Source organism: Pseudomonas sp. GW823-FHT03E05 (assembly GCF_058796855.1).
The window spans coordinates 175,338-196,203 of sequence record NZ_JBXAJB010000007.1 but is presented as its reverse complement, the minus strand read 5'-3'; the positions used below and the strand labels follow the sequence as shown (position 1 = coordinate 196,203).

Here is a 20,866-nt window from a genome sequence, read left to right as displayed (position 1 = left end):
GCTGGAGCCGCCAGGGAATCAGGCAAAGGCCTGGCGCAATAGTTCCGGCAGCAACTGCCCGGCCTTGCCCTCCAGGCTGTATTCCTCGACGCCGGTGCAAGCCTGGGGCTGGGGGTTGATATGCACCACGCAGGCGCCGTGCTGCAGCGCCAGTTGGGGAATTCGCGCCGCCGGCTGGACCAGCCCGGAGGTGCCCACCGACAGCAGCAGGTCGCATTCTTCGGCGGCGTTGAAGGCGGCCTTGAGGGTTGCCTGGGGCAGGGGTTCGCCGAACCACACCACCCCGGGGCGGATCTTGCCGTTGCAACCGGTGCAGCGCGGCGGCTCCAGGCTGGTGCCCTGTTCCGGCAAGTCCGGCAAGGGCAGTTGGCCCTTGAACGGGCGGTTGCAGGCAAAGCACTTGGGGGTGTGCAGGCTGCCGTGCAAGTGCAGCACCGAGGGGCTGCCGGCGCGTTCGTGCAGGTCGTCGACGTTCTGGGTGATCAGGGTCAGGCGCGGCACCCGCCGGGCCAGTTCGGCCAGGGCCAGATGGGCTGGATTGGGCTGGGCCTGGAGCACTTTCTGGCGTCGCCATTCATACCAGCCCCAGACCAGCGCCGGGTCTTCGCGAAAGGCTTGCACGGTGGCCAGGCGCGCCGGGTCGAAGTGTTCCCACAGGCCGGTCAGGGCGTCACGAAAGGTCGGGATGCCGCTTTCCGCCGAGACCCCGGCACCGCTGAATACCACCACATGCCGGGCCTGGGCCAGGCGCTTGGGATCGAACTGCATGGTTGAAGATGTTCCTGCCGTGGGTGAAAGAACGGGGCGCCCGCTTCCGCGTGCGGATCGGACCGGTACTAAAAACGCGCCGGCCTTGCAGCGTAAATGAATTTATCGTCAAGGCGCCGCTCATAACTCTTGTCAGCGGTCCTGTGTGTAGCCGCCTCAATCCGTCAGGGAGTGTCACCCTCATGAACCCAGCCACGCCAGTCAATCCCGGCGCCCAATCCCGTTTGATCCTGGTGGTGGAGGATGAGCCGACGGTGCTGGAGTTTCTCTGCGAGATCCTGCAGGACGAAGGGTTTGCCACCCAGGCGATGGACAGCGCGGATCGGGCCTGGGAATTCCTGCAGGAACAGGCCGCGGACGTGGCCCTGCTGCTGACCGATATCACCATGCCCGGCACCCTCAATGGCGCGAGCCTGAGCAATTTGTGCGGCGAGCGCTGGCCGCAGTTGCCGATCGTGGTCATGTCGGGTTTCGAGACCCCCGAGAGTTCCGGGGTGCGTTATCCGGTGTCCTTCATCCGCAAGCCCTGGACCATCGGGCAGATCCTCGACTGCGTGGAAGGCGCGCTGAAATCGGCCCAGGGTTGAGGCGTGGCGCCTCACCCCGGCCAATCGCCGGTGTTACTCCTTGACGCTCATGAACTCCTTGGCCCAGACGATGTACTCCTCGGGCTGGGTGTAGGTGTGGGCCAGTTCGGTGGCGCTCAGGTCCGACGCCTGGGTGAAGATCTGCCGCTGCTCGCGCAGGCAGTCGTAGGTGGCCTTGATCGCGGCGAAGTAGGCGGCATGACCGTCCACGGCGATCTTCACGCCCAGCTCGGCCAGGCGCGCATCGTCCCGTAGCGCCGGGTTGCCGTAGGTCACCAGCATCAGCGGCACGCTCAGGTGCTCGGAGATTTGTTCCAGCTGTTCGAAATCACGGATGCCCACCATGCAGATGGCGTCGGCGCCGGCACGCTCGTACTGCTGGGTACGGCTGATGATTTCCTGCACCGGAAGGATGCCGGCGTTGGTCCGGGCGATGATCGCCAGTTCCGGATCAACCCGGGCTTCCAGGGCGGCGCGGATCTTGCCGACGCCTTCGGCCACCGAGATGAGATCGGTGGATTTGCGCCCGAACTGGGCCGGCAGCAGGGTGTCTTCGATGGTCAGCGCGGCAATGCCGGCGCGTTCCAGTTCGACCACGGTGCGCATCACGTTCAGCGCGTTGCCATAGCCGTGGTCGGCGTCGGCGATGACCGGCAACTGCGCCACGCGGCCGATGCGGGTGGCCTGTTCGGCGAATTCACTGAGGGTGATCAGGGCGAAGTCGGGGGCCGCCAGCACTTGCAGCGAAGCCACGGAGCCGCCGAGGATGCCCACTTCGAAACCCAGGTCGGCGGCGATACGGGCAGACATCGGGTCGAATACGGAAGCGGTGTGGTAGCAGGAGTTGGAAGCGATCAGTTCACGGAAACCGCGGCGCAAATCTTGATGGGAAAGCCTGGACATAACAGCTCCGAGATAGGATCGAGAGATCGACCTTGAGGTCGAGTCAAATTTTGCAATCAGTTCCCTTGGCGAGCCGGGGAAAGAGCGGCTCACAGCGAAACGTTAGTTGGGCAGATGAAGATGAAACAAGGTGGGTAGCAAGGCGTCTTTATCCCGTTCGGTTGCGCGAACCGACGGGTTTATTATGCGAGGCCGACATAGCAGGACGAGGCTATCACGCTCCAGGGCCGTAGATGATGAGGATTTTGCATAGCATTATGCCGGACCGGCATTGGCATTTTTTTTCTAACTGAATATTACAAGCACTTGCCAGGGGCGTTTCGGGGGCATGTCGAAGGTTGGCGGGGGCTTGTCGAGCGCTGGCAAATCCACCAAGCTGCCGCGCCTCGAATGGCAGCGTTCATGCTGCGCAACGGCTTAGTTCAAGGATGCAGGCAATGGCGCTCAGGGTGTTGGTGGTGGGTGGTTATGGCAATTTCGGCAGCATCGTCTGCCGCTATCTGATCCATACCCCTGGGGTGCATCTGCTGATTTCGGGGCGCGACCCGCACAAGCTCGCGGCCAAGGTTCAGGCCTTGCAGGCTGAAGGCGGGCAGCCCTGCGAAGGCTGGTGCGGCGATGCCATGGGGCCGCAATGGGCGCCGGCGCTCAAGGCCCTTAAGGTGCACTGGGTGATCCATACCGGCGGGCCGTTCCAGGGCCAGTCCTACGCGGTGGCCCGGGGCTGCATCGAGGCCGGGGTCAACTACTGCGACCTGGCCGACTGTCGCCAGTTCGTGCGCGGCATTGGCACGCTGGATGAGGCCGCCCGGGCCGCCGGGGTGACGCTGCTCAGCGGCTGCAGCTCGGTGCCGACCCTGTCGGCGGCGATGATCGATGAACACCGTGAGCGTTTTTCCCGCATCGAGCGCATCGAGCACGGCATTTCCTCCTCGGCGAAGATGCCCGGCCTGTCCACCATCCAGGGCGTGCTGGCCTATGCCGGCAGACCCATCCTGCAACTCAAGGACGGCCGGCCGCACCCGGTGATCGGCTGGCAGGGCCTGACCCTGCGCAAGCTGCCCAGGCTGGGCACGCGGCTGGTGGCCAATGTCGATGTGCCGGACCTGGATCTGTTCGCCGAGCGCTACGGTGCCCATACCCTGAGCTTCCAGGCCGGCGCCGGGCTGAAGATCGCCGGGCTGGCCAATGCGCTGCTGGCCCAGGCGGTGAAGCTCGGCCTGGTGCGCGACCCGGCGCCCTGGGCGGCGCGCCTGCATCGCTGCGGCACCTGGTTCGAAGGTTTCGGAGATGGGCTCAGTGCCCTGTACATCGACGTGTACGGCCTGGGCCAGGACGGCCAGCCACTGTCGATGAGCGTGCAGCTCACCGCAACCCATGACCACGGGCCGGAGATTCCCAGCTGCGCGGCGGTGGCGGTGGTGCACAAGCTGCTCGCCGGCCACGTGCCGGCCCCGGGGGCCCGGTCCAGTGCCGGCGAGGTCAGCGTGGAGGAGTACCTGCGGGCGATCGACGATCCGGATCACCTGCAACTGCAAGTGAGTTTCTCGCGCCCGCCGGTTTAACCCCCGGTCACCACAGCAGCGGCTTGGCGAAGTCTTTCCAGAACAGCCAGCGCTGCACTTCAAGGTGCTCGCCGGTGCCGATCTGCCAATCCGGGCGTCCGGCGTCCAGGTCAAGCTTGACGATGATCCCGGCATAGGTGGCGGCCACCAGGGTCTTGCCATCGGGGCTGATGTCCATGGCGGTGAGGGTCGAGCCGATATAGTGCTGCCAGCGTTCCTCGCCGTTTTCGCTGAAGGCCCGCAGATAGCCGTAGGCGTCGCCGATGATGAATTCGTCGCCCCGTGATGCCGCGGCATACACCCGGGCGCCTTCCTGCAGCACCGGGGTGCGCGCATCGTCACTGTAGAAGTCGGTGCTCAGCCCTGGCAGGTCGGCCACCGCCACTCCCACGCTGGCGCCGCCATAGAAGTGGCAGGCGTTGAGCAGCAGGCGATCGCCGCGCTGGTTGAAATGGGCGAAATGCGGGTACTCGCTGGCGGGGCCGATCTGCGCTACCCGTTGCAACCTTGCATCGAACACCAGGTGCGAGCTGCTTTGCTCGCCCACGGCGATCCACTGGCCATCGGGCGACACCGCGCCATGCTCCATGCTCAGGCCGATGCCCAGGTCCTCGGGGGCGACGCCGTCGGCCAGTTCTTGCTGCAGGTCTTCCAGGCTCGGCAGCAGGCGCGTGGCGCCCTCGGCCTGCAGGACGAAGATGCCGTCGGAACTCACCAGCAGTACCCGGCGCCCGTCGGGGAAGGGAATCAGGCTGCTGGGGCGAGGGCGCCCGGTGTCTTCAAGCGCCACCCCCGCCGGCAGGTTCGCGTGGGGATCGGGCCAGGCAAAACTTGCCACCTCTGGCCCGTTCCAGCCGTCGGTGAGCTGGATGCCGTCAGCCCGGGCCCAAGCGAAATAGCGCCGCTGGGGGCACATGCCGAAGCCTTCCACCTGCTCCAGGGTCTGGATCCTTGCGTCGTCGATATGCACCACCTCGCCAGCCTCGTAAGGTGCGCCGATGCGCGCCAGCAGGCTGCCGTCCGGCAACAGGGCCAGGGTCGGAATCATCCGTCCCTGGCTTTCCAGGCGTGGCGACAATGGGAAGTGCGCCGGCGGCCAGTCCTGGCGGAATGCCTGGCGCCGGGCTGCGTCGTAGGGCTCCTGGTTGCTCGCTTCCAGGGCCGCCTGCCAGTCTGGCAGCAGGTGCTCGGTATCGGGCAAGTGCGGTTCCTTCAAGCCCTTCCAGCCGTCGCGGTTGCCGGTCTCGACATAGCGATTGATGTCGCGGGCATAGGTCAGCACGGCTTGCTGCCATTGCTCTTGCGGGGAGTGGTTCGAATTCGACTGGGACATGCGCGCAGGACTCCTTGTGGCGCTGGGAAAGGCGTAGCAGACCGGGGGATGGACCGGAAAAGCGCGCAGTTTATCCCTCGGGAGCGAGTTTTTTCAGGTTTTTCCAGGGCTGCCGTTCAAGGCGCGTAGGTACTGACCCGGTTGCGCCCGGCGCGCTTGGAGGCGTACAGCGCCTGGTCGGCCCACTCGATCAGGCAGCGATGATCCCGGGCCGGACGGTCGAGGCAGGCGATGCCCAGGCTGATGGTGAAGGCGATGGCCTGGCCGTTGTGGATCACCTCCTGCTCTTCTACCGACTGGCGCAAGCGCTCGGCCAGGGTGCGGGCCCCGGCAAGGTCGGTGTGGGGCAGGAGAATGGCGAACTCCTCGCCGCCATAGCGCCCGGCCACGTCGCTGTCGCGCACATGCTGGTGGATCAGCTCGGAGACGCGCTTGATCACTGCATCGCCGGCCTGGTGCCCATGGCGGTCGTTGATCGACTTGAAGTGATCGATGTCCAGCATCAGCAGGGCGATGCTGCTGCCGTGGCGGCTGTATTCGAACTGCAGGCGCTGTTCCCAGTGGCCGCGGTTGTAGAGCTGGGTCAGGTGGTCGGTGCGCGACAGGTGCTGCAACTGCTGGTTGGCCTTCTGCAAGGCCAGGCTGTTGATTGCCACGTCGGTCAGGTCGTAGATCACCAGGCAGACGTGGTGGATCTCGCTGTTGGAGGAACGCAGCGGCAGCAGGGTGGTGTTCTGGTACATGAACTCGCCCTGGCCGGTGATCGGCTGGTAGTTGTTGAAATGCACCAGGTACGGCCGCTGCTTCCAGATGGTGAAGGCCGGCGTGCCGAGGGCCACCACGCGCCCCACCTTGCGGGTGAACCAGGGGCGCTCGACCTCGGGGAACAGCTCGAAGAACGACTGGTCGATGGCCTGCTTGGAGGGCACTCCGGAGCGGTTCTCCATGAAGCTGTTCCACACCTGGACCCGGCACTCCAGGTCGAGCACGACGATACCCACGTCGATGCTCTGGACCACCGCCAGCAACCAGTGCAATTCACTGAAATCCATTCTCTTGGGCATGGCTCAACTCATCAGGTAGGCGAGCTTCTGTTCCAGCAAGGCCATGGAGCCTTCGGTGAACAACAGCAACAGGTCGAAGTGGATGTTCTGTTCTTCCAGGCTGTAGCTGATCTCCACCGCCTGGGTCTTTTTCCAGCGCTGCTGGTTGAGCACGATCAGCTCGTCGATGGTGGTGTGTTCCCCCAGTACCTGGGGATGGCCCACGGAAAAGAACACGTCCAGCTGGTCGGCGATGCTGCTCAGGCAGGCGCCGATCAGCACGCTGGAGAGGTCGATCAGCACTTCCATTTCCTGGTAGGGGTCGGTGCCTTGCTCTATCAACTGGGCGATGTCGGCCACTTCGGAGTCGTAGAACATCAGCAAGGCTTCGCCGGCGATGCCGCTGCCGATGTAGCTCTGGCAGATGGCGGTCAGTTGCCGGGCGCGGTTGGCATCGGCCAGCAGCATCTGCAACTCGCCGGCTTCCAGCACATTGACGTGGGGAATCGGCAGGTGCACGAAGACATCCAGGACCTTGGCGATCAGTGCCGCGGCGTAGCCCATGGAAACGTTGACGGTTTCCCGGAAGGCGTCGCGAAAGGTCACCACCGGTGCTGGCGAAGGGGCTGCCAGTGGCTTGGTGTCCGTGCTGTCCAGCAGTTGCAGTTCGTTGAGCAGGGCGCGCAGTTGCTGCGGGTCGAAGGGCTTCTTGAGGAAGGCCCGGGCGCCCAGCTCGCGGGTGCGGCGCACGGCTTCTTCTTGAATGTCGCCAGAGATGACAATGATCTGCGCCTCGATGCCTTCTTCCTGCACCGCACTCAAGACCTGGTAGCCGTCCATCACGGGCATGGTCAGGTCCAGCAGCGCCACCTTGCCCAGCCCGCGGCGCAGGGCTTCCAGGCCTTCGCGCCCGTTGCAGGCCTGGGTCACGGACACCCGCCACTCGCTGGGCAAGGTCCGCAGCACCTGCTTGCGGGCCATGCTCGAGTCATCGCAGATGAGGAGGGGGATCATCGGTATCGGACGCTCATTCGAAAAAACCCGTAAGGGATAGTGTTCGGTAATAGGGCGAGTTGCCGCTTTATAGTTGTGCCGTATCGGGCTGTCCGTGCCGCGCCGCACTATAGTTCCCTCGGCAATAAAAGAACAAGTAGTGATGGCTTCGGTTATTTGCTCCAGATCATTGTCTGCTGCAATTCAAGCAGGCCTGGGCATGTAACTTAGAGTTGTTGCAGGGCAGCAGTTAAAAGGCCGCGGCGGCCCGTGGCGTGGGCTGTGGCAAAAAATCTGAGAGGCCTCTGTAAGCCTTGATATAGACAGATTTTTCTATCGGGGTAGGGGATTCGCGCCTGTTTTCTGACGTTTGAAAAATGACACTTGAGGCATAAGTTTCAAACTTTCGGAATCTTCTTGTTGATTGTTGCCGTAGGTTCTGCGAGTGGTTCGTTTCAATGGTTGTTAAGAGCGCTGGAGTTGTGTGGGTTGAATGTGTCGTGCAGCGGTTCTTATAAACAACCCAGGGCCGCTGTTGTATTGATTCGAATATTAAAGAGTGGGCGCAAGGCTGTTGGAACGAGTGCGGCAGGAGCGTAGTTGTCGGCTGCGCTCCTGCCGCATGTGCAACAAAACCTTACCGCGAACCTGGTTGTGCCGACCGCTCGAAGGGCGCCAGCCCCGGTCGTGCGCGGCCTGTGGCAAGCCGATAACCAGCGCGGCGCCGTGGGCAAAAAAATGTCAGATTTTGAGTCCCGGCCTGGACCTTTTCCCGCAATGCGCAATCATTAGTGCGTGGAAAACATAAGGAGAGACGCATGTTCATTCGGTCATTGACCTTCGCTACTCTGCTCGCTGTTGCCGGCCCTGTCCTGGCGGCCGACAACGACGGCCCATTGACCCAGGACCTGGGCAAGTCACGGCCACTGATCGTGATTGCCCCCAGCACCGTGGACCCGACCCTGGTGAGCCTGAAGAAGTCCCTGGAAGAGCCGGCCACCCGTCAAGCCTTCAACGAACGCAACATGGTCCTGTACACGGTGATCAACACCATCGGCCAGCGCGATGGCAAGGACATCGACCCGCAATCCACCATGGCCCTGATCCGCAGCCTCAAGCTGGGCGCCGGGGCGCAGACCAAGGTGATCCTGGTGGGCAAGGACGGCGAGAAGAAGCTGGAGCACTCCGGGGCCATCGAGCTCAAGGAAGTCTTCAGTGCCGTCGACCAGTTGCCGGCGGCGGAGAAACAGGCCGCAGCGCCGGCTCCGGCCCCCGAGCCGGAGGCCAAGCCGGCCAATGCCAAGGCCGGCAAGGCGGCCAAGCCCGCCGCAGCGCCCAAGGCGCTGGACGACTGAAGCCCATGGGCGGAGGCCGGGGCAGGCGCTGACCGCCCCGGTGCCTGCCGACTGCATTGCCCCGCCTCGCCCAGTCTAGAGCGCCTCCAGGGTCTGACGCAGCCCATCGACGATCATCTCCACTTCCTGCCCATCGATCACCAAGGGTGGCAGCAGGCGGATGGTGGTGCCCCGGGTGACATTGATCAGCAGCCCGTGGTCACGGGCGGCGACCTGCACCAGCTCTCGGGCCGGCTGTCGCAGTTCGATACCCACCATCAGCCCCAGTCCGCGAATCTCCCGCACCGCCGGATGCACCGCCAGTTCCTCGCGCAGCCGCCGCAGCAGTTGGGCACCGCGCTGTTCGGCGTTGGCCAGCAACTGCTGGTCCTCGATGACGTCCAGTACGGTGCAGGCCGCGCGGCAGGCCAGGGGGTTGCCGCCGAAAGTGCTGCCGTGGCTGCCCGGGGTAAACAGCTGGGCAGCCTTGCCCCGGGCCAGGCAGGCGCCGATGGGAATGCCGTTGCCCAGGCCCTTGGCCAGGGTCATCACATCCGGCACCACGTCTTCGTGCTGGCAGGCAAACCAGCGCCCGGTGCGGCCGATGCCGCTCTGGATCTCGTCGAGCATCAACAGCCAGTTGCGCCGGGTGCACAGCTCGCGCACGGCCTTGAGGTAGCCGGGTGGGGCCAGCTGGATGCCGCTTTCCCCCTGGATCGGCTCCATCAATACGGCACAGATGCGTGGAGCATGCTCGGCGACGGCCGATTCCAGGGCGGCCAGATCGCCGAAGCGCACCTTGAGAAAACCGCCTGGCAACTGGCCGTAGCCCAGGCGCACTGCCGGGCCGTCGCTGGCGGCCAGGGTGGCCAGGGTCCGGCCATGAAAGGCGTTTTCCATGACCACCACCAGGGGCTGCTCGATGCCTTTGTGCCAGGCGTGCAGGCGTGCCAGCTTGAGGGCGGTCTCGTTGGCCTCGGCCCCGGAATTGTTGAAGAACGCCCGGTCCATGCCGCTCAATCGGGTCAGCTTGGCGGCCAGTTGCTGCTGCCAGTGGATGTCGTAGAGGTTGGAGCTGTGCAGCAGCAGGCCGGCCTGTTCGCTGATGGCGCCGACCAGCCGTGGGTGGCTGTGGCCGATGCCGGTCACCGCGACCCCGGCGATGGCGTCCAGGTATTCTCGCCCGGCCTGGTCCCAGAGACGGCTGCCCAGGCCTTTGCAGAAGCTCAGCGCGAGGGGTTGGTAGGTGCTCATCAGGCAGGCGGCGGTCATGGCGGGTAGCTCCATCTTGGGGGTGTGCTATCAGTATCGTTAGCCACCCAGGCTAGATAAACTCGCTATTTCTTTAATCATCTTGAAGTCAGGGTTGATAATGGATCTGTTCCAGGCAATGTCGGTGTACGTCAAGGTGGTGGAGGCGGGGAACATGACCGCCGCGGCCCGGGAGTGCGGCATGTCCACCACCATGGTGGGCAATCACCTGCGGGCCCTGGAGCAGCGCCTCGGGGTGCGTCTGCTCAACCGCACGACACGGCGCCAGCGGCTTACCGATTTTGGCCGTGATTACTACCAGCGCTGCCTGGCGGTGCTGGGGCTGGTGGCGGATTCCGAGCGCCTGGCGGAGCAGGTCCAGGGCGAACCCACCGGCACCTTGCGCATCACCGCACCCCTGACCTTCGGCACCGAACGCCTGGCGCCAGCGCTGGACGAGTTCCGCCAGCGCTGCCCCCAGGTCAAGGTCGAGCTGACCCTGGCCAACCAGCGCTTCGACCTGACCGATGGCACCTTCGATGTGGCGGTGCGCCTGGGCAACCTGGACAACGCTTCGCTGATTGCCCGGCGCCTGCAGGACTACACCCTGACGATCTGCGCTGCGCCGGAGTATCTGGAGCGCTGCGGCACGCCCCAGGTCCCCGAGGACCTGCAGCGGCACAACTGTCTGGCATTTGCCTACCCGGCCGGTGATGAGTGGAGCGCCACCGCCACCCTGTGGCCGTTGCGCGGGCCTGAAGGCGATGTGCAGATTCCGGTGTCGGGGTCATTGCTGGCCAACACCTCGTCCGGCCTGCATCGTGCGGCGCGGGGTGGCCTGGGGCTGGTGATGATGCCCGATGCGCTGGTGGAGGAAGACCTGCAGCAGGGCCGGCTGGTACCGGTGCTGCAGGACTATCAGTTGCCCTTTCGGACGATGCACCTGCTCTATGCCCAGGACCGCTATCGCCTGCCCAAGCTGCGCAGCTTTGTCGACTTTGCCCTGGAGAAATGGGGGCGTCAGGCCGACTCGCTGGCCAGCAGCATCATCGCTGCCGACAGCGTGTGACCATCGGTGATCTGGCCGGCGGCGATCATTGCCAGCAACTCCTGGCGGCTGGCCCACAGCACATGGTCCACTTCGCCATCGGTGGCGGCGGCCTGCTGCTCGGCGATCTGCACCTGGCACACCGCCACGGCGCTGGCGATCAGCGACGTGTTGCTGTGCAGCAGCCCCAGCTGGCGTACCTCTGAGGCTTGCCAGCCGGTTTCCTCCAGCAGTTCCCGGGCCGCCGCGTCGCAGGCGCTTTCCCCGACATCGATGGCGCCCCGTGGAAACTCGATGGACTGGCCGCCGATGGCCCGGCGCCGCAGGTTGACCAGCATCAGTCGGCCATCGGCCAGGGTCGGCACGGCCACGACGCCGTTCACCGCCTGGGCTTCCTTGATGATGAAGTAGCCGTTCTCACGGACCACCTTGAAGTACGGGGTTTCCAGCAGGCACTGGGTGTCGGGGGTGGAACTCATGGGGGCTATCACTCCAGGAAACAACGATCGAACAAATACAGCTCGGCGGGCTTGAGCTGCTCCACGGTGGCCTGGGGCCGGCCGCCGTCGCCGCTCTTCTTGCGCCCGGTGTCGCGCAGGTAGCCGGCCTCGCTCATCTTCAGCAGGCGCTGGCGGATGCTGGTCTTGAGCACCGGACGCTGCAGCACCAGGGAGAAGATGCTCACCGCCTCGGGGGCGCTGAACTCGTTGCCGAGAAACATCAGCGGCAGGCTGCTGTACAGGGATTTGGAAAACAGCCGCTCGTGCACCTGGGCTACCAGGGCGTTGTGGTCGAAGGGCAGCTTGAAGGCACCGCTGGCCACCTCGCCGAGGGCGAAGAAGCCCTGTTGCGCGGCGGGCTCCACCGGCTCGCTGAGGATCCCCAGGTAGAAGGTCGAGGACGACCAGCAGCGCGGGTCGCGAAAGGCGTCGCCCACGGTGCCCACCTGTTCCAGCCAGGCAAGGGGCATGTCGACCTTGTTCGAACGGCGCAGGCGCTCCACCGCGTCATTCAGGCTGCGGTCTTCGACGTCGCCGTTGACCACGATGCCCGGCAGCGCCCAGTGCCCGGCGAAGGGCTCGGCATCCCGTTGATGGAGGAGGATCTGCAGCTCGCCGCGTTCGCGGTGATAGCGCAGCAGGCACAGGTCGATGGTGTGCAGGTAGGCGCTGGGGAGGGTGGTGCGGTCGTGCATATCAACTTCCGTGGACGGCGTAGAGGCCGTAGTTTAGCGGATTCATTCCCGGGGCCAGCCATTGCCTGGGCGGCGTTTCGCCACGGGCCAGGCATTGGCGCAACACGCTGCTGCGCACCCCGGGCTGCTCTTCGATGCAGAGGATGGAAAAGCGCCGCAGCAGTTCCTCGCCGCGATGGAACCTGGGCAACTGGCGCGCCACGTCTTCGCCCACCACCAGGGCGATGCGTTTGCCGTCCAGGGCCAGGTCGTCGGCCAGGCGTTGCAACAGGGTGAAGCTGTAGACCGGGCCCGGGTCGGCCAGGGCCAGTTGCCGTTCCAGGCGGCTGACCGCCAGCTCGGCGTCGCACTCTGGCTGCAGGTGCGCGGTGATTGCCTGCAACCAGCTGGCGCGCTGCTCGAAGTCGGCCATGCGCTTGCCGTCCGGGTGGCGGAAGCTGGGCACTACCAGTACCCGGCGGGCATGGCGGGCGGCTTCGAGCATCACCTGGGCGTGCCCGGCGTGGGGCGGGTTGAAGGCGCCGCCATAGAGGGCCAGTTCAAACATCTGCTTTTCCTTTTTAGGTACATGACATGTACCTTAGCATCGCTTTTGTCGGCGGAGAATATTCTTTTTCAGCTTATTTGTTCGGTTTGATTGAAGTCCGATTGAGAAAAATAAAATCCAAGGAGGGCTTGCCATGAAAGTACATGACATGTACTTTGTGCTCCATGCAGAGGAGAGACCCAGCATGAACAGCCAAACGATGAAGACCGCTTCCTTCGATGTCGATGCACAAAAGAGCTTTACCCCGCTGTGCCCGGACGAGTTGCCCGTGACCGAAGGCGATCGCATCGGCGGCGAGCTGAATTTCATGGCGACCCTCGCCAGCCTGCGTATCGGCAGCAAGGACGCCCACAGCCCCCAGGCTCCCTGGGTGGTGACCGGGCACGACCAGATGCTCCAGCCCACGGGCCTTGAACATGCCGATCTGACCTGGGTCAGCCACTGCGTTCCGGGCACTGAAGGCTTCACCCTTTTGGACGAACTGCCTGCGCCCTATGACTACGACTACTTCGTGTGGAAGGGCGTGGAGCCGGACCTGCACCCCTACGGCGCCTGCTACCACGACCTGCACGGCAAGCTGTCGACCGGGGTCATCGAGTACCTCAAGGGCCAGGGCGTACAGCAAGTCATAGTCGGCGGCCTGGCGTTGGATTTCTGCGTCAAGACCACTGCCCTGCAACTGGCCGCTGCCGGTTTCAAGGTGCTCATTCACCTGCCGGCGTGCCGGGCCATCAGCGCCGAGGGCGCTACCCAGGCCATCGCCGACATGCAACAAGCGGGCATCACGGTTGCCGCGACCCGCGAAGAAACCGCCAGATTCGCCAAGGTTTGAGGAGTCACCATGGAAAGTGCATTTGACCGCAACAACGGCGTGATCCAGAGCCTGCTGGATACCGACTACTACACCTTCACCATGATGCAGGCGGTGTTGCACCAGCACCCCAATGTGGACGTGGAATACCAGTTCATCGTTCGTTCCAGAGAGTCCCTGGTGCACCTGATCCCCGAGATCCGCCAGGAACTGGAAAAGCTTGCCGGCCTGCAGATGCGCGAAGGCGAACAGCGCTTTTTGTTCAACAAGCGCTTTCGTGAATACCTGACCCCTGACTTCGAACAGTTCCTCGGCCTGTTCCGCTTCAACCTGCGCTACATCCACGTGGCGGCGGTCGACGGCCAACTGAGCATCCGCGTCCGCGGCCCGATGCTGCACTGCATCATGTTCGAGCAGCCGGTGCTGGCCATGGTCAGCGAGTTGCGCAACCGCGATAAGTACCCCGAGGTGGAGCTTGAGGATGTCACTCGCCGGCTCTACCAGAAGTTCGAATGGCTGGAGAAAAACGCCAGCCGCGACGAGCTTGCCGAGTTCCGCGTCTCGGATTTCTCTACCCGCCGGCGCCTGTCGTTCAAGGCCCAGCGCGAAGTGGTGAAGATCATGCGCAGCGATTTCCCCGGGGTCTTCGTCGGCACCAGCAATGCGCACCTGGCTTACGAGTTCGACCTGCCACTGATCGGCACCATGGCCCACCAATGGCTGATGGTGCACCAGCAACTGGGGCGGCTGCGCGAGAGCCAGAACGCGGCCCTGGAGAACTGGGTGCACGAGTACCGCGGGCGCCTGGGCATTGCCCTGACCGACTGCATCAGCACCGATTTCTTCCTCAAGGACTTCGACCTGTACTTCGCCAAGCTCTACGACGGCCTGCGCCAGGATTCCGGGGACCCGATCCTCTGGGCCGACAAGGTCCTGGCCCGCTACCGGGAACTGGGCATCGACCCGCGGACCAAGGACCTGATGTTTTCCGATGGCCTGAACTTCGAGAAATGCCTGCCGATCCTGCGCCACGTGCGTGGCCAGGCCCGCTTCGGTTTCGGCATGGGCACCAGCCTGGCCTGCGATGTGGAGGGCGTGGAGCCGCTGAGCATCGTGATGAAGCTGGTGCGGGTGCATGGCGAACCGGTGGTGAAGTTCTCCGACGACCCGATCAAGAACGTCTGCGAAGACCCGTCGTTCCTCCGGTACGCGGCCCAGGTGTTCAACGTCGATCTTGCCCACTCGCCCCTGGAGGCCTGACATGAGCAATTCAACCCAAGCACGCATCGCCCGGGAACTGGGCATTGACCGGCAACTGGTTCGCGGTGGCGAGGCCGCCGAGATCGCCCGGCGTGTGGCCTTTATCCAGCAGGTACTGCGCGAGTCCGGCTGCAGCACCCTGGTACTGGGCATCAGTGGCGGGGTGGATTCCCTGACCGCCGGCCGCCTGTGCCAGTTGGCGGTGGAGCAGATGCGCGCCGCGGGGCAGGAGGCCCGTTTCATCGCCATGCGCCTGCCTTATCGGCAACAGGCGGATGAAAGTGATGCCCAGGCTTGCCTGGACTTCATAGGCCCCGACGCGGTGAGCACTTGCAACATTGCCGACAGCGTCGAGGGCCTGATGAACCAGGTGCGGATCGACGGCCTGCAGCCTTCGCCGGCCCTCACGGACTTCGTCAAGGGCAACGTCAAGGCCCGGGCGCGGATGCTGGCCCAGTACGCGGTGGCCAACTTCAGCAACGGCCTGGTGGTGGGCACCGACCACGGCGCCGAGGCCCTGATGGGTTTCTTCACCAAGTACGGCGACGGCGCCTGCGACCTGGCCCCGCTGTCGGGGCTGACCAAGACCCAGGTGCGGCTGCTGGCCGGGGCCCTCGGCGCGCCAGGGCATCTGGTGTACAAGGCGCCCACCGCGGACCTGGAGGAACTGGCGCCGGGCAAGCTGGATGAAACAGCTTATGGTTGCAGCTACGCAGAAATTGACGCTTACCTGATGGGCGAGCCCGTTACCGACGCGGTGCGCCAGTTGATCGAGCGTGCCTACCTGCGCACTGCCCACAAACGCGCCTTGCCCCACACCCCGGCGATAGCTGGCCTGTAGCAACGGACTTGTGTTGTCCGCCGAATCGCCTTCGCCGGCAAGCCGGCTCCTACAGGCAGCGCTGCACCCAATACCGTAGGAGCCAGCTTGCTGGCGAAGGGGCCCGGAGCAGCACCGCCACCCTTTGAGCGTTCAATCCGGCCATCTGCGCAACGCCTCACGGCAATCCTCGGTCAGCTCCGGCATATGCTCCCGTACCTGCGACCAACCCAATATCTCCAGCGTCTCGCGGGCGCCTTCTCGCAGCGGTCGCCATTGCGGGTGTTCGAAGCCGTTGTCTTCCAGGGTCAGGCCGTAAGCCTCCCGGCACAGTGCTTCACAGCCGCTTAACAGTGCTTGCAAGCGCGGCAGCAAGTGCGGCGCCAGATGCAGCGGAAACTGCTTCACAAAACCAGCGAGATAGTCCAGATAGCCAGACCACAGATTGCACTCGGCACAGCAACCGACCTCCACCCGTTGTCGCTTGGCGTCCAGGGCGAGAAATTCCAGGGCCAGGCCCAGTTCTCCCAACAGGATGATCCTTCGGTATTCGTCCTGGCCGTACCAGGTCCAGACGTTCGAGGCGAGGGGGGAGCTGCAGCGCGACGGTGCTTCACTCATGCTGTCCGCCTTTATCCTGCGTTGTCGGTGCGGGCTGCCAGCCCTCGGGCCAGCGGTCGCTGAACGAATGGCTGTGCGGCATCAGCGCCGGCTCGCGGTTGTCATCGAAGCAGCCCAGCAGCAAGGCAATGGTCGGCTGATCATCGATGGCCCCCAGGGAGCTGCCGCAAGCCCGGCAAAAGGCCCGGCTCGAAGAGTCCGACGACCTGAAGGTCGCCGGAGCGCCGCCAGGGCCGGTCCAGGTCACCCGTTCTCGGGGGAATTCGACCCACGCCAGCGTCAGCGCGCCGCTGTGGCGCTGGCACAGTTTGCACGAGCAGGTATGGGGATTGGCGGCAGGCCCCTGGGCCTCGAAGCGAATCTGCCCGCACAGGCAGCCGCCCTGGTACAGGCTGGCAGTCATCAGCGTGGGTTCTCCTGAGGAATCAAACGGTCCTTTTCCAAATCGCGCAGCAGTTCATCGAGCATCTCTCTGCGGCTTTCGATCTGCACCGGCGGTACATACCAGGCCGCCACACTATAGCCTTCACGACGGTAGTTGTAGGTCTTGAGCAGTTGGCCGTCCTTGAGCAGGCTGCCGCGCAAGTTGCTCTGGTAGGAGTAGGGCATGGGGAAGGTCAGCAGGGTGATGGCATTCAACGCGCCAAGCAGTCCCGCACTCTTGCCTCCAGGCTCGCTGATCAGGAGGCTGTAGCCGCTGCGACTGTAGCCACCATCGAGAAAGGAGAAGGCTCCGGTTTGACGCAGGGCGGCGATGGTTTCCCGTTGCTCCTGTTCGTCGAAGCGACTTTTCACCGGGCCCAGGTCCAGGGTCAGCGGTACATAGGGATGTTGACTGCGGTAGTCCAGCGGCGCCATTCGGGTGCCACAACCGGTGATGATCAGTGCGCTGCACAGCAGGGTGGTCAAACCTATGGTGTTCATTGGGCCTGACTCGCGGCTGGCAACAGTTGATCCTGACGCAGATCGCCAGCAAAGGCGCGGGCGATGCGCTGGATATTCTGCTCTTGCATTTCACCGCCCTGATCCAGCAGCCAGGTGTATTTATGCGTCAGGTTGCGATAGCTGTAGCGCTTGAGGAGCTTGCCCTCGTACAGCAGGCTGATGTCGGTGTGGGTGTCGATGCCATTGGAGAGCGGCATCAGGAACAGAGTGGCGGCACTGAGGAAGATCAACGGCATTGGCGGCATGTCCCGCTCGGACTTGAATTGAATGCGGGCGCTGTAGTCGCCAGCTTGTCCGGCGCCGGTCTGGACATCTTCGAACACCCCGGTGGCACGCAAGGCGTTACGTAACTCAGCGGCGCGCAATGGGTCATCGACCATCACATGCAGGGGCATCAAATAGGCTTGGCCATCCGGCAGCGGACGGTCCGGCAAGGTGTCGGTTGCCGTGCAGCCCGCGAGCAGCAGAAGGGCGCAAAGGGTCAAGCAGGATTTCATGGATGATTCTCCGCAGTGGCGTTGGCTGGGCTGGTTTGCTTGTCGACGGGAAGGATGAAGGGCTTGGCCTTGTCCGATCCAGCGGCATCCATTGCAGGTCCGGCAGCCCCGGCACCTGGCGCTGGGCAATCACGGCGTCACGGGGCATTTGATTGCTCCAGGCAAAGAAGCACTGGGTCACTTGGCTGCAGACTGAGCGAAACTCGCCGATGTAATACGCCTTGCCCGCCTCCAAGCGCAGCGGCAGTACGAACTCTTCGCGCGCTTCCTGGGATTGCAGGCGTGAGCCGAGCCCCGGGGTGTAGACCATGGACCAGAACTGGAAGTTGTAGAACTCGTAATCACCCGGTTTGAGCGGCATGACAAATACACTGCCGGCGGCGCGGGGTTCATGGATGTCCTCAGGCGTTGGTCGTGGGTCGCCCTCCCAGAGTGCCGCGGCGCCATTGATTGAGCCGCGCTTGCGAATCAGCAGGCGCAGGTTGGTGGCGGCACCGCCGCCGCCCAGGTACTGCGGGCCAATAGCGCCCACCAGATAGGTCGTGGGTTCGTTGGCTGCGGGTTGCAGAGGGGCGCTGACGATGGCGGCGGGTTGGCTGATGCAGCCAGAAACTATGCTGGTGGCCAGCAGCAAGGACGAAGCCTTGATTACGCGGAACATGGGGAACCCTGAAAGTGACTTTGGACAAGGCGCAGGCAGGGAGGCATGAGTGTCTGTACATGGCCTTCCCTGGCGCCGCTCGTGAGCGGCGCGATGGTACGAGAACCTTAGGGCTTTGTGTAGCGCGTTACCCGGAATGACCTGCCCGGCGGCGCTACTGACCGAACCCCGGCGCTGCCTCTTCGACCTTTCTTTTGTACTGCACCTTGGCCTGGTCGGGGTTGCAGGACAGCAGGGCATCGACCTGGACAAAACCCTTGGACAGCACCTGCCTTTCTCGCCACAGGTTGCCGCACGCGCCGAATACCCCGGCGCTGAGCAGCCAGCCCAGGGCGAACCCGTGGTGGCCGGCGCCTGTATCAGGGATCAGCAGGATCAGGCCCAGGGCAGCCAGGGTGAGGCCGGTCACCCAGTACAGGCTGACGCAGTACGACCAGAGTACGGTGAGAAAGCTGGCGGCAAAATTGAAGCCGATGGCCACGGCTTCCAGTTCGCCCTGGGGGTTGCGATAGAGGCGGTAGAGGCGTTTGTGTTGTTCCTCTAGGTCCTGGTTGATCCGCTTCTCACGCTCGGCGATCTGGATTTTCTCCGTAGCGCTGAGGTCGCTGTCATCGAAGATTTCCTTGAAGGTTTCTTCCAGAAGGTAATAGCCGGTGTAGGCGCTGGAATGGCCGGTGAGGTACAGGGCGTCGACGCGATAGCGGCGGTTGAGCTTCAACTGGGTGTCGCCACTGAAGAAGCTGCAGGCCGAGGTCTGGATGTGCAACCAATGCTTGCCAAAGCTGTATTCGATATAGGGCTTGCCGCCGTTCCGAACCCAGCGGCGGTCGAAGTAGCCTTCCAGTTGCTCCACTTTCACGCCCGTGATGTCGGTCCTGGGTTGCGCCTGGGCGTTGAGCCATTTGGCGATGCACCAGCCACCGACCATCAGGCAGAGGAAGGTGCACAGGATGACCTTGGCGAACAGCGGGCCATCCAGCAGGCAGATGAGGATGAGGCAGGGGAGCAGCAGGATGCCCGAGAGGACGCAGGTGGTTTCAACATCAGCTTTCCAGGCGCGGGTCAGGTCTTGATTGATGCGGTTGATTCTTTCCTGGTCGAGGACTCGGATAACGGCGGTCTCGCTGGGCCCAAGCCTCAGGCTTGGGCGGGTCTTTACAAGACGAAGCACAGGGACCGCCCGCGGGTTCGGGGCGGTCCATGCCTTCGAGGGGCGGGCAGCCTACTGAACAGGGGGCGGTTCAGCAAGCCGGTTCAGCGGCCCGCGGATGCTTGCCCGGCCCTCAGCGCAGTTTCTCCAGCATCTGGTAGTACCACATGCCCGCCGCCAGCATCGGGTTGCCCAACTGGTCGCCGAAGGGAACGCGGATGTGCTGGCAGGCGGCGAAGGTGTCGTAGTGGCCGAGGTGGCCAGTCAGGGCCTGGGCCATGATCTCGCCCATGATGTGGGTGGTGGCCACGCCGTGCCCGGAGTAGCCCTGGCAGTACCAGACGTTGTCCGAGAGCTTGCCCAGTTGCGGGATGCGGTTGATCACGATGCCCATGGCGCAGCTCCACTGGAAATCGATGCCTACGCCCTTGAGCGCGGGGAAGGTGCGTTCGATGCACGGGCGCAGTTCGCCGGCGATGTCCCGCGAGTCCTTGCCGCTGTAGTTGGCGCCGCCGCCGAACAGCAGGCGGCCGTCGGCGGTCATGCGGTAGTAATCGAGCACGAAGCGGCAGTCGTAGACCGCCAGGTCCTCGGGGTTGAGGCGCTTGGCCAGGTCGCCCAAGGGCTCGGTGGTGACGATGCCGCCCATGGCGGGGAAGATCTTGCCCTTGAGTTTCTTCGGTTCCAGCTTGTGGTACACATCGCCCGCCAGCAGCACTTGCCGGGCATCGATGCGGCCCTGGGCAGTGACCACCGCCGGGCGCTCACCGTGGATGATCTCCAGCACTTCGCTGTGTTCGAAAATCAGCGCCCCCAGGCTTTCGGCGGCCCGGGCTTCGCCGATGCACAGGTTCAACGGATGCAGGTGCAGGTTGCGGGTGTTCTTGATGGCGCCGTGGTAGAGCTCGCTTTCCAGCAGCCCGCGGACCTGGGCCCGGTCCAGCAGGCTGACCTCGTCGCCCATGCCGCGGCGCACCGCTTCTTCGTAGTCGGCGCGCAGGCCCGGCAGGTGGCTGGGCTTGTAGGCCGCGTGCAGGTGGCCGTGCTTGAGGTCGCAGGCAATGGCGTATTTTTCCACTCGCTGCTGGATGATCTGGTGCCCGCGCCAGCGCAGGTGCCAGATGAAGTCGTCCACTTCCTCGCCCAGGTGGCGGCGCATCTGCTTGCGCATGGCTTCATCGCCGGAGAGGCTGCCGGTGACCTGGCCGCCATTGCGCCCGGTGGCGCCCCAGCCGATCTTGTGGCTTTCGACGATGGCGACTTTCAGGCCGCGCTCGGCCAGTTCCACCGCGCTGGCGACGCCGGTGAAGCCGCCGCCGATGATCACCACATCCACTTGATGAGTGCCTTGCAGGGTCGGGTAGTGGGTTTCCTGGTTCAGGGTGGCGCTGTAGTAGCTGGGGCAGCGCTCGGCTGCCGGGGTCCGCGGATCGAAGGCGGCTGTCATGGGTAGAACCTCGCAAAAAAGTGAGCCGGGCCGCTGCGGGCAGGCAGCGGCCAGGGCTTTGAAATCGGTCGATGGGCCGGCGGGTTC

At 64.1% G+C, this 20,866-nt stretch carries 23 protein-coding genes; 7 read left to right on the top strand and 16 right to left on the bottom strand.

Features of this window, described 5'->3' with window-relative positions:
• Nucleotides 1-18: 18 nt before the first annotated feature.
• Nucleotides 19-768 carry an SIR2 family NAD-dependent protein deacylase gene (locus AC1RCO_RS26190; RefSeq protein ID WP_065363753.1) on the bottom strand — a complete coding sequence of 250 codons (750 nt, stop codon included), beginning with the start codon at nucleotides 766-768 and terminating at the stop codon, nucleotides 19-21.
• Nucleotides 769-950: 182 nt separating this feature from the next.
• Between AC1RCO_RS26190 and AC1RCO_RS26185 the strand changes: the two genes are divergently transcribed.
• Nucleotides 951-1,355 carry a response regulator gene (locus AC1RCO_RS26185; RefSeq protein WP_011060751.1) on the top strand — a complete coding sequence of 135 codons (405 nt, stop codon included), beginning with the start codon at nucleotides 951-953 and terminating at the stop codon, nucleotides 1,353-1,355.
• A gap of 33 nt (nucleotides 1,356-1,388) precedes the next feature.
• Here AC1RCO_RS26185 and AC1RCO_RS26180 read toward each other — a convergent pair whose 3' ends face one another.
• A complete protein-coding gene (locus AC1RCO_RS26180; protein WP_011060752.1) occupies nucleotides 1,389-2,258 on the bottom strand; it encodes an isocitrate lyase/PEP mutase family protein in 870 nt (289 codons plus the stop codon).
• A gap of 437 nt (nucleotides 2,259-2,695) precedes the next feature.
• On the opposite strand from AC1RCO_RS26180, the gene AC1RCO_RS26175 reads away from it, so the two are divergent.
• Nucleotides 2,696-3,823, top strand: coding sequence for a saccharopine dehydrogenase family protein (locus AC1RCO_RS26175; protein WP_492618187.1), 1,128 nt, complete (start codon nucleotides 2,696-2,698; stop codon nucleotides 3,821-3,823).
• A 7-nt stretch (nucleotides 3,824-3,830) separates the two neighbouring features.
• On the opposite strand, the gene AC1RCO_RS26170 is transcribed toward AC1RCO_RS26175, so the two are convergent.
• From AC1RCO_RS26170 to AC1RCO_RS26160, 3 genes are all read right to left on the bottom strand, one after another.
• Entirely contained in the window at nucleotides 3,831-5,156 is a 1,326-nt protein-coding gene (locus AC1RCO_RS26170) for a YncE family protein (protein ID WP_103408011.1), read from the bottom strand.
• Nucleotides 5,157-5,272: 116 nt separating this feature from the next.
• On the bottom strand, nucleotides 5,273-6,220 hold the full coding sequence (locus AC1RCO_RS26165; RefSeq protein WP_011060755.1) for a sensor domain-containing diguanylate cyclase: 948 nt from the start codon (nucleotides 6,218-6,220) through the stop codon (nucleotides 5,273-5,275).
• Between the two features lie 3 nt (nucleotides 6,221-6,223).
• Nucleotides 6,224-7,213 (bottom strand): response regulator, encoded by a 990-nt coding sequence (locus tag AC1RCO_RS26160; RefSeq protein WP_072442325.1) that lies wholly within the window; start codon nucleotides 7,211-7,213, stop codon nucleotides 6,224-6,226.
• A 797-nt stretch (nucleotides 7,214-8,010) separates the two neighbouring features.
• On the opposite strand from AC1RCO_RS26160, the gene AC1RCO_RS26155 reads away from it, so the two are divergent.
• The gene (locus AC1RCO_RS26155; RefSeq protein ID WP_011060757.1) at nucleotides 8,011-8,547 is read left to right on the top strand and encodes a DUF4174 domain-containing protein; all 537 of its coding nucleotides are present in this window, start codon (nucleotides 8,011-8,013) and stop codon (nucleotides 8,545-8,547) included.
• 75 nt (nucleotides 8,548-8,622) lie between these two features.
• On the opposite strand, the gene AC1RCO_RS26150 is transcribed toward AC1RCO_RS26155, so the two are convergent.
• Nucleotides 8,623-9,798, bottom strand: a complete 1,176-nt coding sequence (locus AC1RCO_RS26150) for an aspartate aminotransferase family protein (protein ID WP_207239077.1) — start codon at nucleotides 9,796-9,798, stop codon at nucleotides 8,623-8,625.
• Nucleotides 9,799-9,898: 100 nt separating this feature from the next.
• On the opposite strand from AC1RCO_RS26150, the gene AC1RCO_RS26145 reads away from it, so the two are divergent.
• Nucleotides 9,899-10,846, top strand: a complete 948-nt coding sequence (locus tag AC1RCO_RS26145) for a LysR family transcriptional regulator (protein ID WP_125063766.1) — start codon at nucleotides 9,899-9,901, stop codon at nucleotides 10,844-10,846.
• Here AC1RCO_RS26145 and AC1RCO_RS26140 read toward each other — a convergent pair.
• The 3 genes from AC1RCO_RS26140 to AC1RCO_RS26130 are packed head-to-tail and all read right to left on the bottom strand — an operon-like array spanning nucleotide 10,798 to nucleotide 12,567.
• Complete coding sequence (locus AC1RCO_RS26140; RefSeq protein ID WP_019094419.1) at nucleotides 10,798-11,304, bottom strand: NUDIX hydrolase; 507 nt, start codon at nucleotides 11,302-11,304, stop codon at nucleotides 10,798-10,800. The two genes, AC1RCO_RS26145 and AC1RCO_RS26140, sit on opposite strands and share 49 nt — an antisense overlap.
• 8 nt (nucleotides 11,305-11,312) lie before the next feature.
• On the bottom strand, nucleotides 11,313-12,020 hold the full coding sequence (locus AC1RCO_RS26135; protein WP_492618186.1) for an NUDIX hydrolase: 708 nt from the start codon (nucleotides 12,018-12,020) through the stop codon (nucleotides 11,313-11,315).
• A gap of 1 nt (nucleotide 12,021) precedes the next feature.
• A complete protein-coding gene (locus AC1RCO_RS26130; RefSeq protein ID WP_072452328.1) occupies nucleotides 12,022-12,567 on the bottom strand; it encodes an adenylyltransferase/cytidyltransferase family protein in 546 nt (181 codons plus the stop codon).
• A gap of 184 nt (nucleotides 12,568-12,751) precedes the next feature.
• Here AC1RCO_RS26130 and AC1RCO_RS26125 point away from each other — a divergent pair, with 184 nt between their 5' ends.
• Genes AC1RCO_RS26125 through nadE form a run of 3 tightly spaced genes read left to right on the top strand, consistent with a single transcriptional unit; the run spans nucleotide 12,752 to nucleotide 15,479 of the window.
• Nucleotides 12,752-13,399, top strand: coding sequence for a nicotinamidase (locus AC1RCO_RS26125; RefSeq protein ID WP_065363760.1), 648 nt, complete (start codon nucleotides 12,752-12,754; stop codon nucleotides 13,397-13,399).
• A 9-nt stretch (nucleotides 13,400-13,408) separates the two neighbouring features.
• Nucleotides 13,409-14,638 carry a nicotinate phosphoribosyltransferase gene (pncB, locus tag AC1RCO_RS26120; protein ID WP_011060764.1) on the top strand — a complete coding sequence of 410 codons (1,230 nt, stop codon included), beginning with the start codon at nucleotides 13,409-13,411 and terminating at the stop codon, nucleotides 14,636-14,638.
• A 1-nt stretch (nucleotide 14,639) separates the two neighbouring features.
• The gene (gene nadE / locus AC1RCO_RS26115; RefSeq protein ID WP_492618185.1) at nucleotides 14,640-15,479 is read left to right on the top strand and encodes an NAD(+) synthase; all 840 of its coding nucleotides are present in this window, start codon (nucleotides 14,640-14,642) and stop codon (nucleotides 15,477-15,479) included.
• 132 nt (nucleotides 15,480-15,611) lie between these two features.
• Here nadE and AC1RCO_RS26110 read toward each other — a convergent pair whose 3' ends face one another.
• The 7 genes from AC1RCO_RS26110 to AC1RCO_RS26080 form a co-directional block, all read right to left on the bottom strand.
• On the bottom strand, nucleotides 15,612-16,079 hold the full coding sequence (locus AC1RCO_RS26110; protein WP_065363762.1) for a hypothetical protein: 468 nt from the start codon (nucleotides 16,077-16,079) through the stop codon (nucleotides 15,612-15,614).
• Nucleotides 16,072-16,482 carry a GFA family protein gene (locus AC1RCO_RS26105; protein WP_492618184.1) on the bottom strand — a complete coding sequence of 137 codons (411 nt, stop codon included), beginning with the start codon at nucleotides 16,480-16,482 and terminating at the stop codon, nucleotides 16,072-16,074. The genes AC1RCO_RS26110 and AC1RCO_RS26105 overlap by 8 nt, the downstream gene beginning before the upstream one ends.
• Nucleotides 16,482-17,003 (bottom strand): hypothetical protein, encoded by a 522-nt coding sequence (locus tag AC1RCO_RS26100; protein ID WP_210456883.1) that lies wholly within the window; start codon nucleotides 17,001-17,003, stop codon nucleotides 16,482-16,484. The genes AC1RCO_RS26105 and AC1RCO_RS26100 overlap by 1 nt, the downstream gene beginning before the upstream one ends.
• Nucleotides 17,000-17,419: a hypothetical protein gene (locus AC1RCO_RS26095; RefSeq protein ID WP_492618183.1), complete on the bottom strand. Its 420-nt coding sequence runs from the start codon at nucleotides 17,417-17,419 to the stop codon at nucleotides 17,000-17,002. Before AC1RCO_RS26095 ends, AC1RCO_RS26100 begins: the two co-directional genes overlap by 4 nt.
• Nucleotides 17,394-18,155, bottom strand: coding sequence for a hypothetical protein (locus tag AC1RCO_RS26090; RefSeq protein WP_492618182.1), 762 nt, complete (start codon nucleotides 18,153-18,155; stop codon nucleotides 17,394-17,396). The genes AC1RCO_RS26095 and AC1RCO_RS26090 overlap by 26 nt, the downstream gene beginning before the upstream one ends.
• Nucleotides 18,156-18,336: 181 nt before the next feature.
• Nucleotides 18,337-19,353, bottom strand: a complete 1,017-nt coding sequence (locus tag AC1RCO_RS26085) for a DUF2628 domain-containing protein (protein WP_492618181.1) — start codon at nucleotides 19,351-19,353, stop codon at nucleotides 18,337-18,339.
• 112 nt (nucleotides 19,354-19,465) lie between these two features.
• On the bottom strand, nucleotides 19,466-20,779 hold the full coding sequence (locus tag AC1RCO_RS26080) for an NAD(P)/FAD-dependent oxidoreductase (protein WP_011060769.1): 1,314 nt from the start codon (nucleotides 20,777-20,779) through the stop codon (nucleotides 19,466-19,468).
• Nucleotides 20,780-20,866: the final 87 nt, after the last annotated feature.

Excerpts from the sequence above, each read along its gene's own strand:
- AC1RCO_RS26145 (WP_125063766.1), top strand. The coding sequence starts at position 9,899 with ATGGATCTGTTCCAGGCAATGTCGGTGTACGTCAAGGTGGTGGAGGCG.
- AC1RCO_RS26140 (WP_019094419.1), bottom strand. The coding sequence starts at position 11,304 with ATGAGTTCCACCCCCGACACCCAGTGCCTGCTGGAAACCCCGTACTTC.
- AC1RCO_RS26080 (WP_011060769.1), bottom strand. The coding sequence starts at position 20,779 with ATGACAGCCGCCTTCGATCCGCGGACCCCGGCAGCCGAGCGCTGCCCC.
- AC1RCO_RS26130 (WP_072452328.1), bottom strand. The coding sequence starts at position 12,567 with ATGTTTGAACTGGCCCTCTATGGCGGCGCCTTCAACCCGCCCCACGCC.
- AC1RCO_RS26100 (WP_210456883.1), bottom strand. The coding sequence starts at position 17,003 with ATGAACACCATAGGTTTGACCACCCTGCTGTGCAGCGCACTGATCATC.
- AC1RCO_RS26095 (WP_492618183.1), bottom strand. The coding sequence starts at position 17,419 with ATGCCCCTGCATGTGATGGTCGATGACCCATTGCGCGCCGCTGAGTTA.
- AC1RCO_RS26180 (WP_011060752.1), bottom strand. The coding sequence starts at position 2,258 with ATGTCCAGGCTTTCCCATCAAGATTTGCGCCGCGGTTTCCGTGAACTG.
- pncB (WP_011060764.1), top strand. The coding sequence starts at position 13,409 with ATGGAAAGTGCATTTGACCGCAACAACGGCGTGATCCAGAGCCTGCTG.
- AC1RCO_RS26125 (WP_065363760.1), top strand. The coding sequence starts at position 12,752 with ATGAACAGCCAAACGATGAAGACCGCTTCCTTCGATGTCGATGCACAA.
- AC1RCO_RS26160 (WP_072442325.1), bottom strand. The coding sequence starts at position 7,213 with ATGATCCCCCTCCTCATCTGCGATGACTCGAGCATGGCCCGCAAGCAG.
- AC1RCO_RS26105 (WP_492618184.1), bottom strand. The coding sequence starts at position 16,482 with ATGACTGCCAGCCTGTACCAGGGCGGCTGCCTGTGCGGGCAGATTCGC.
- AC1RCO_RS26170 (WP_103408011.1), bottom strand. The coding sequence starts at position 5,156 with ATGTCCCAGTCGAATTCGAACCACTCCCCGCAAGAGCAATGGCAGCAA.
- AC1RCO_RS26185 (WP_011060751.1), top strand. The coding sequence starts at position 951 with ATGAACCCAGCCACGCCAGTCAATCCCGGCGCCCAATCCCGTTTGATC.
- AC1RCO_RS26135 (WP_492618186.1), bottom strand. The coding sequence starts at position 12,020 with ATGCACGACCGCACCACCCTCCCCAGCGCCTACCTGCACACCATCGAC.
- AC1RCO_RS26175 (WP_492618187.1), top strand. The coding sequence starts at position 2,696 with ATGGCGCTCAGGGTGTTGGTGGTGGGTGGTTATGGCAATTTCGGCAGC.
- AC1RCO_RS26190 (WP_065363753.1), bottom strand. The coding sequence starts at position 768 with ATGCAGTTCGATCCCAAGCGCCTGGCCCAGGCCCGGCATGTGGTGGTA.
- nadE (WP_492618185.1), top strand. The coding sequence starts at position 14,640 with ATGAGCAATTCAACCCAAGCACGCATCGCCCGGGAACTGGGCATTGAC.
- AC1RCO_RS26155 (WP_011060757.1), top strand. The coding sequence starts at position 8,011 with ATGTTCATTCGGTCATTGACCTTCGCTACTCTGCTCGCTGTTGCCGGC.
- AC1RCO_RS26150 (WP_207239077.1), bottom strand. The coding sequence starts at position 9,798 with ATGACCGCCGCCTGCCTGATGAGCACCTACCAACCCCTCGCGCTGAGC.
- AC1RCO_RS26165 (WP_011060755.1), bottom strand. The coding sequence starts at position 6,220 with ATGCCCAAGAGAATGGATTTCAGTGAATTGCACTGGTTGCTGGCGGTG.
- AC1RCO_RS26110 (WP_065363762.1), bottom strand. The coding sequence starts at position 16,079 with ATGAGTGAAGCACCGTCGCGCTGCAGCTCCCCCCTCGCCTCGAACGTC.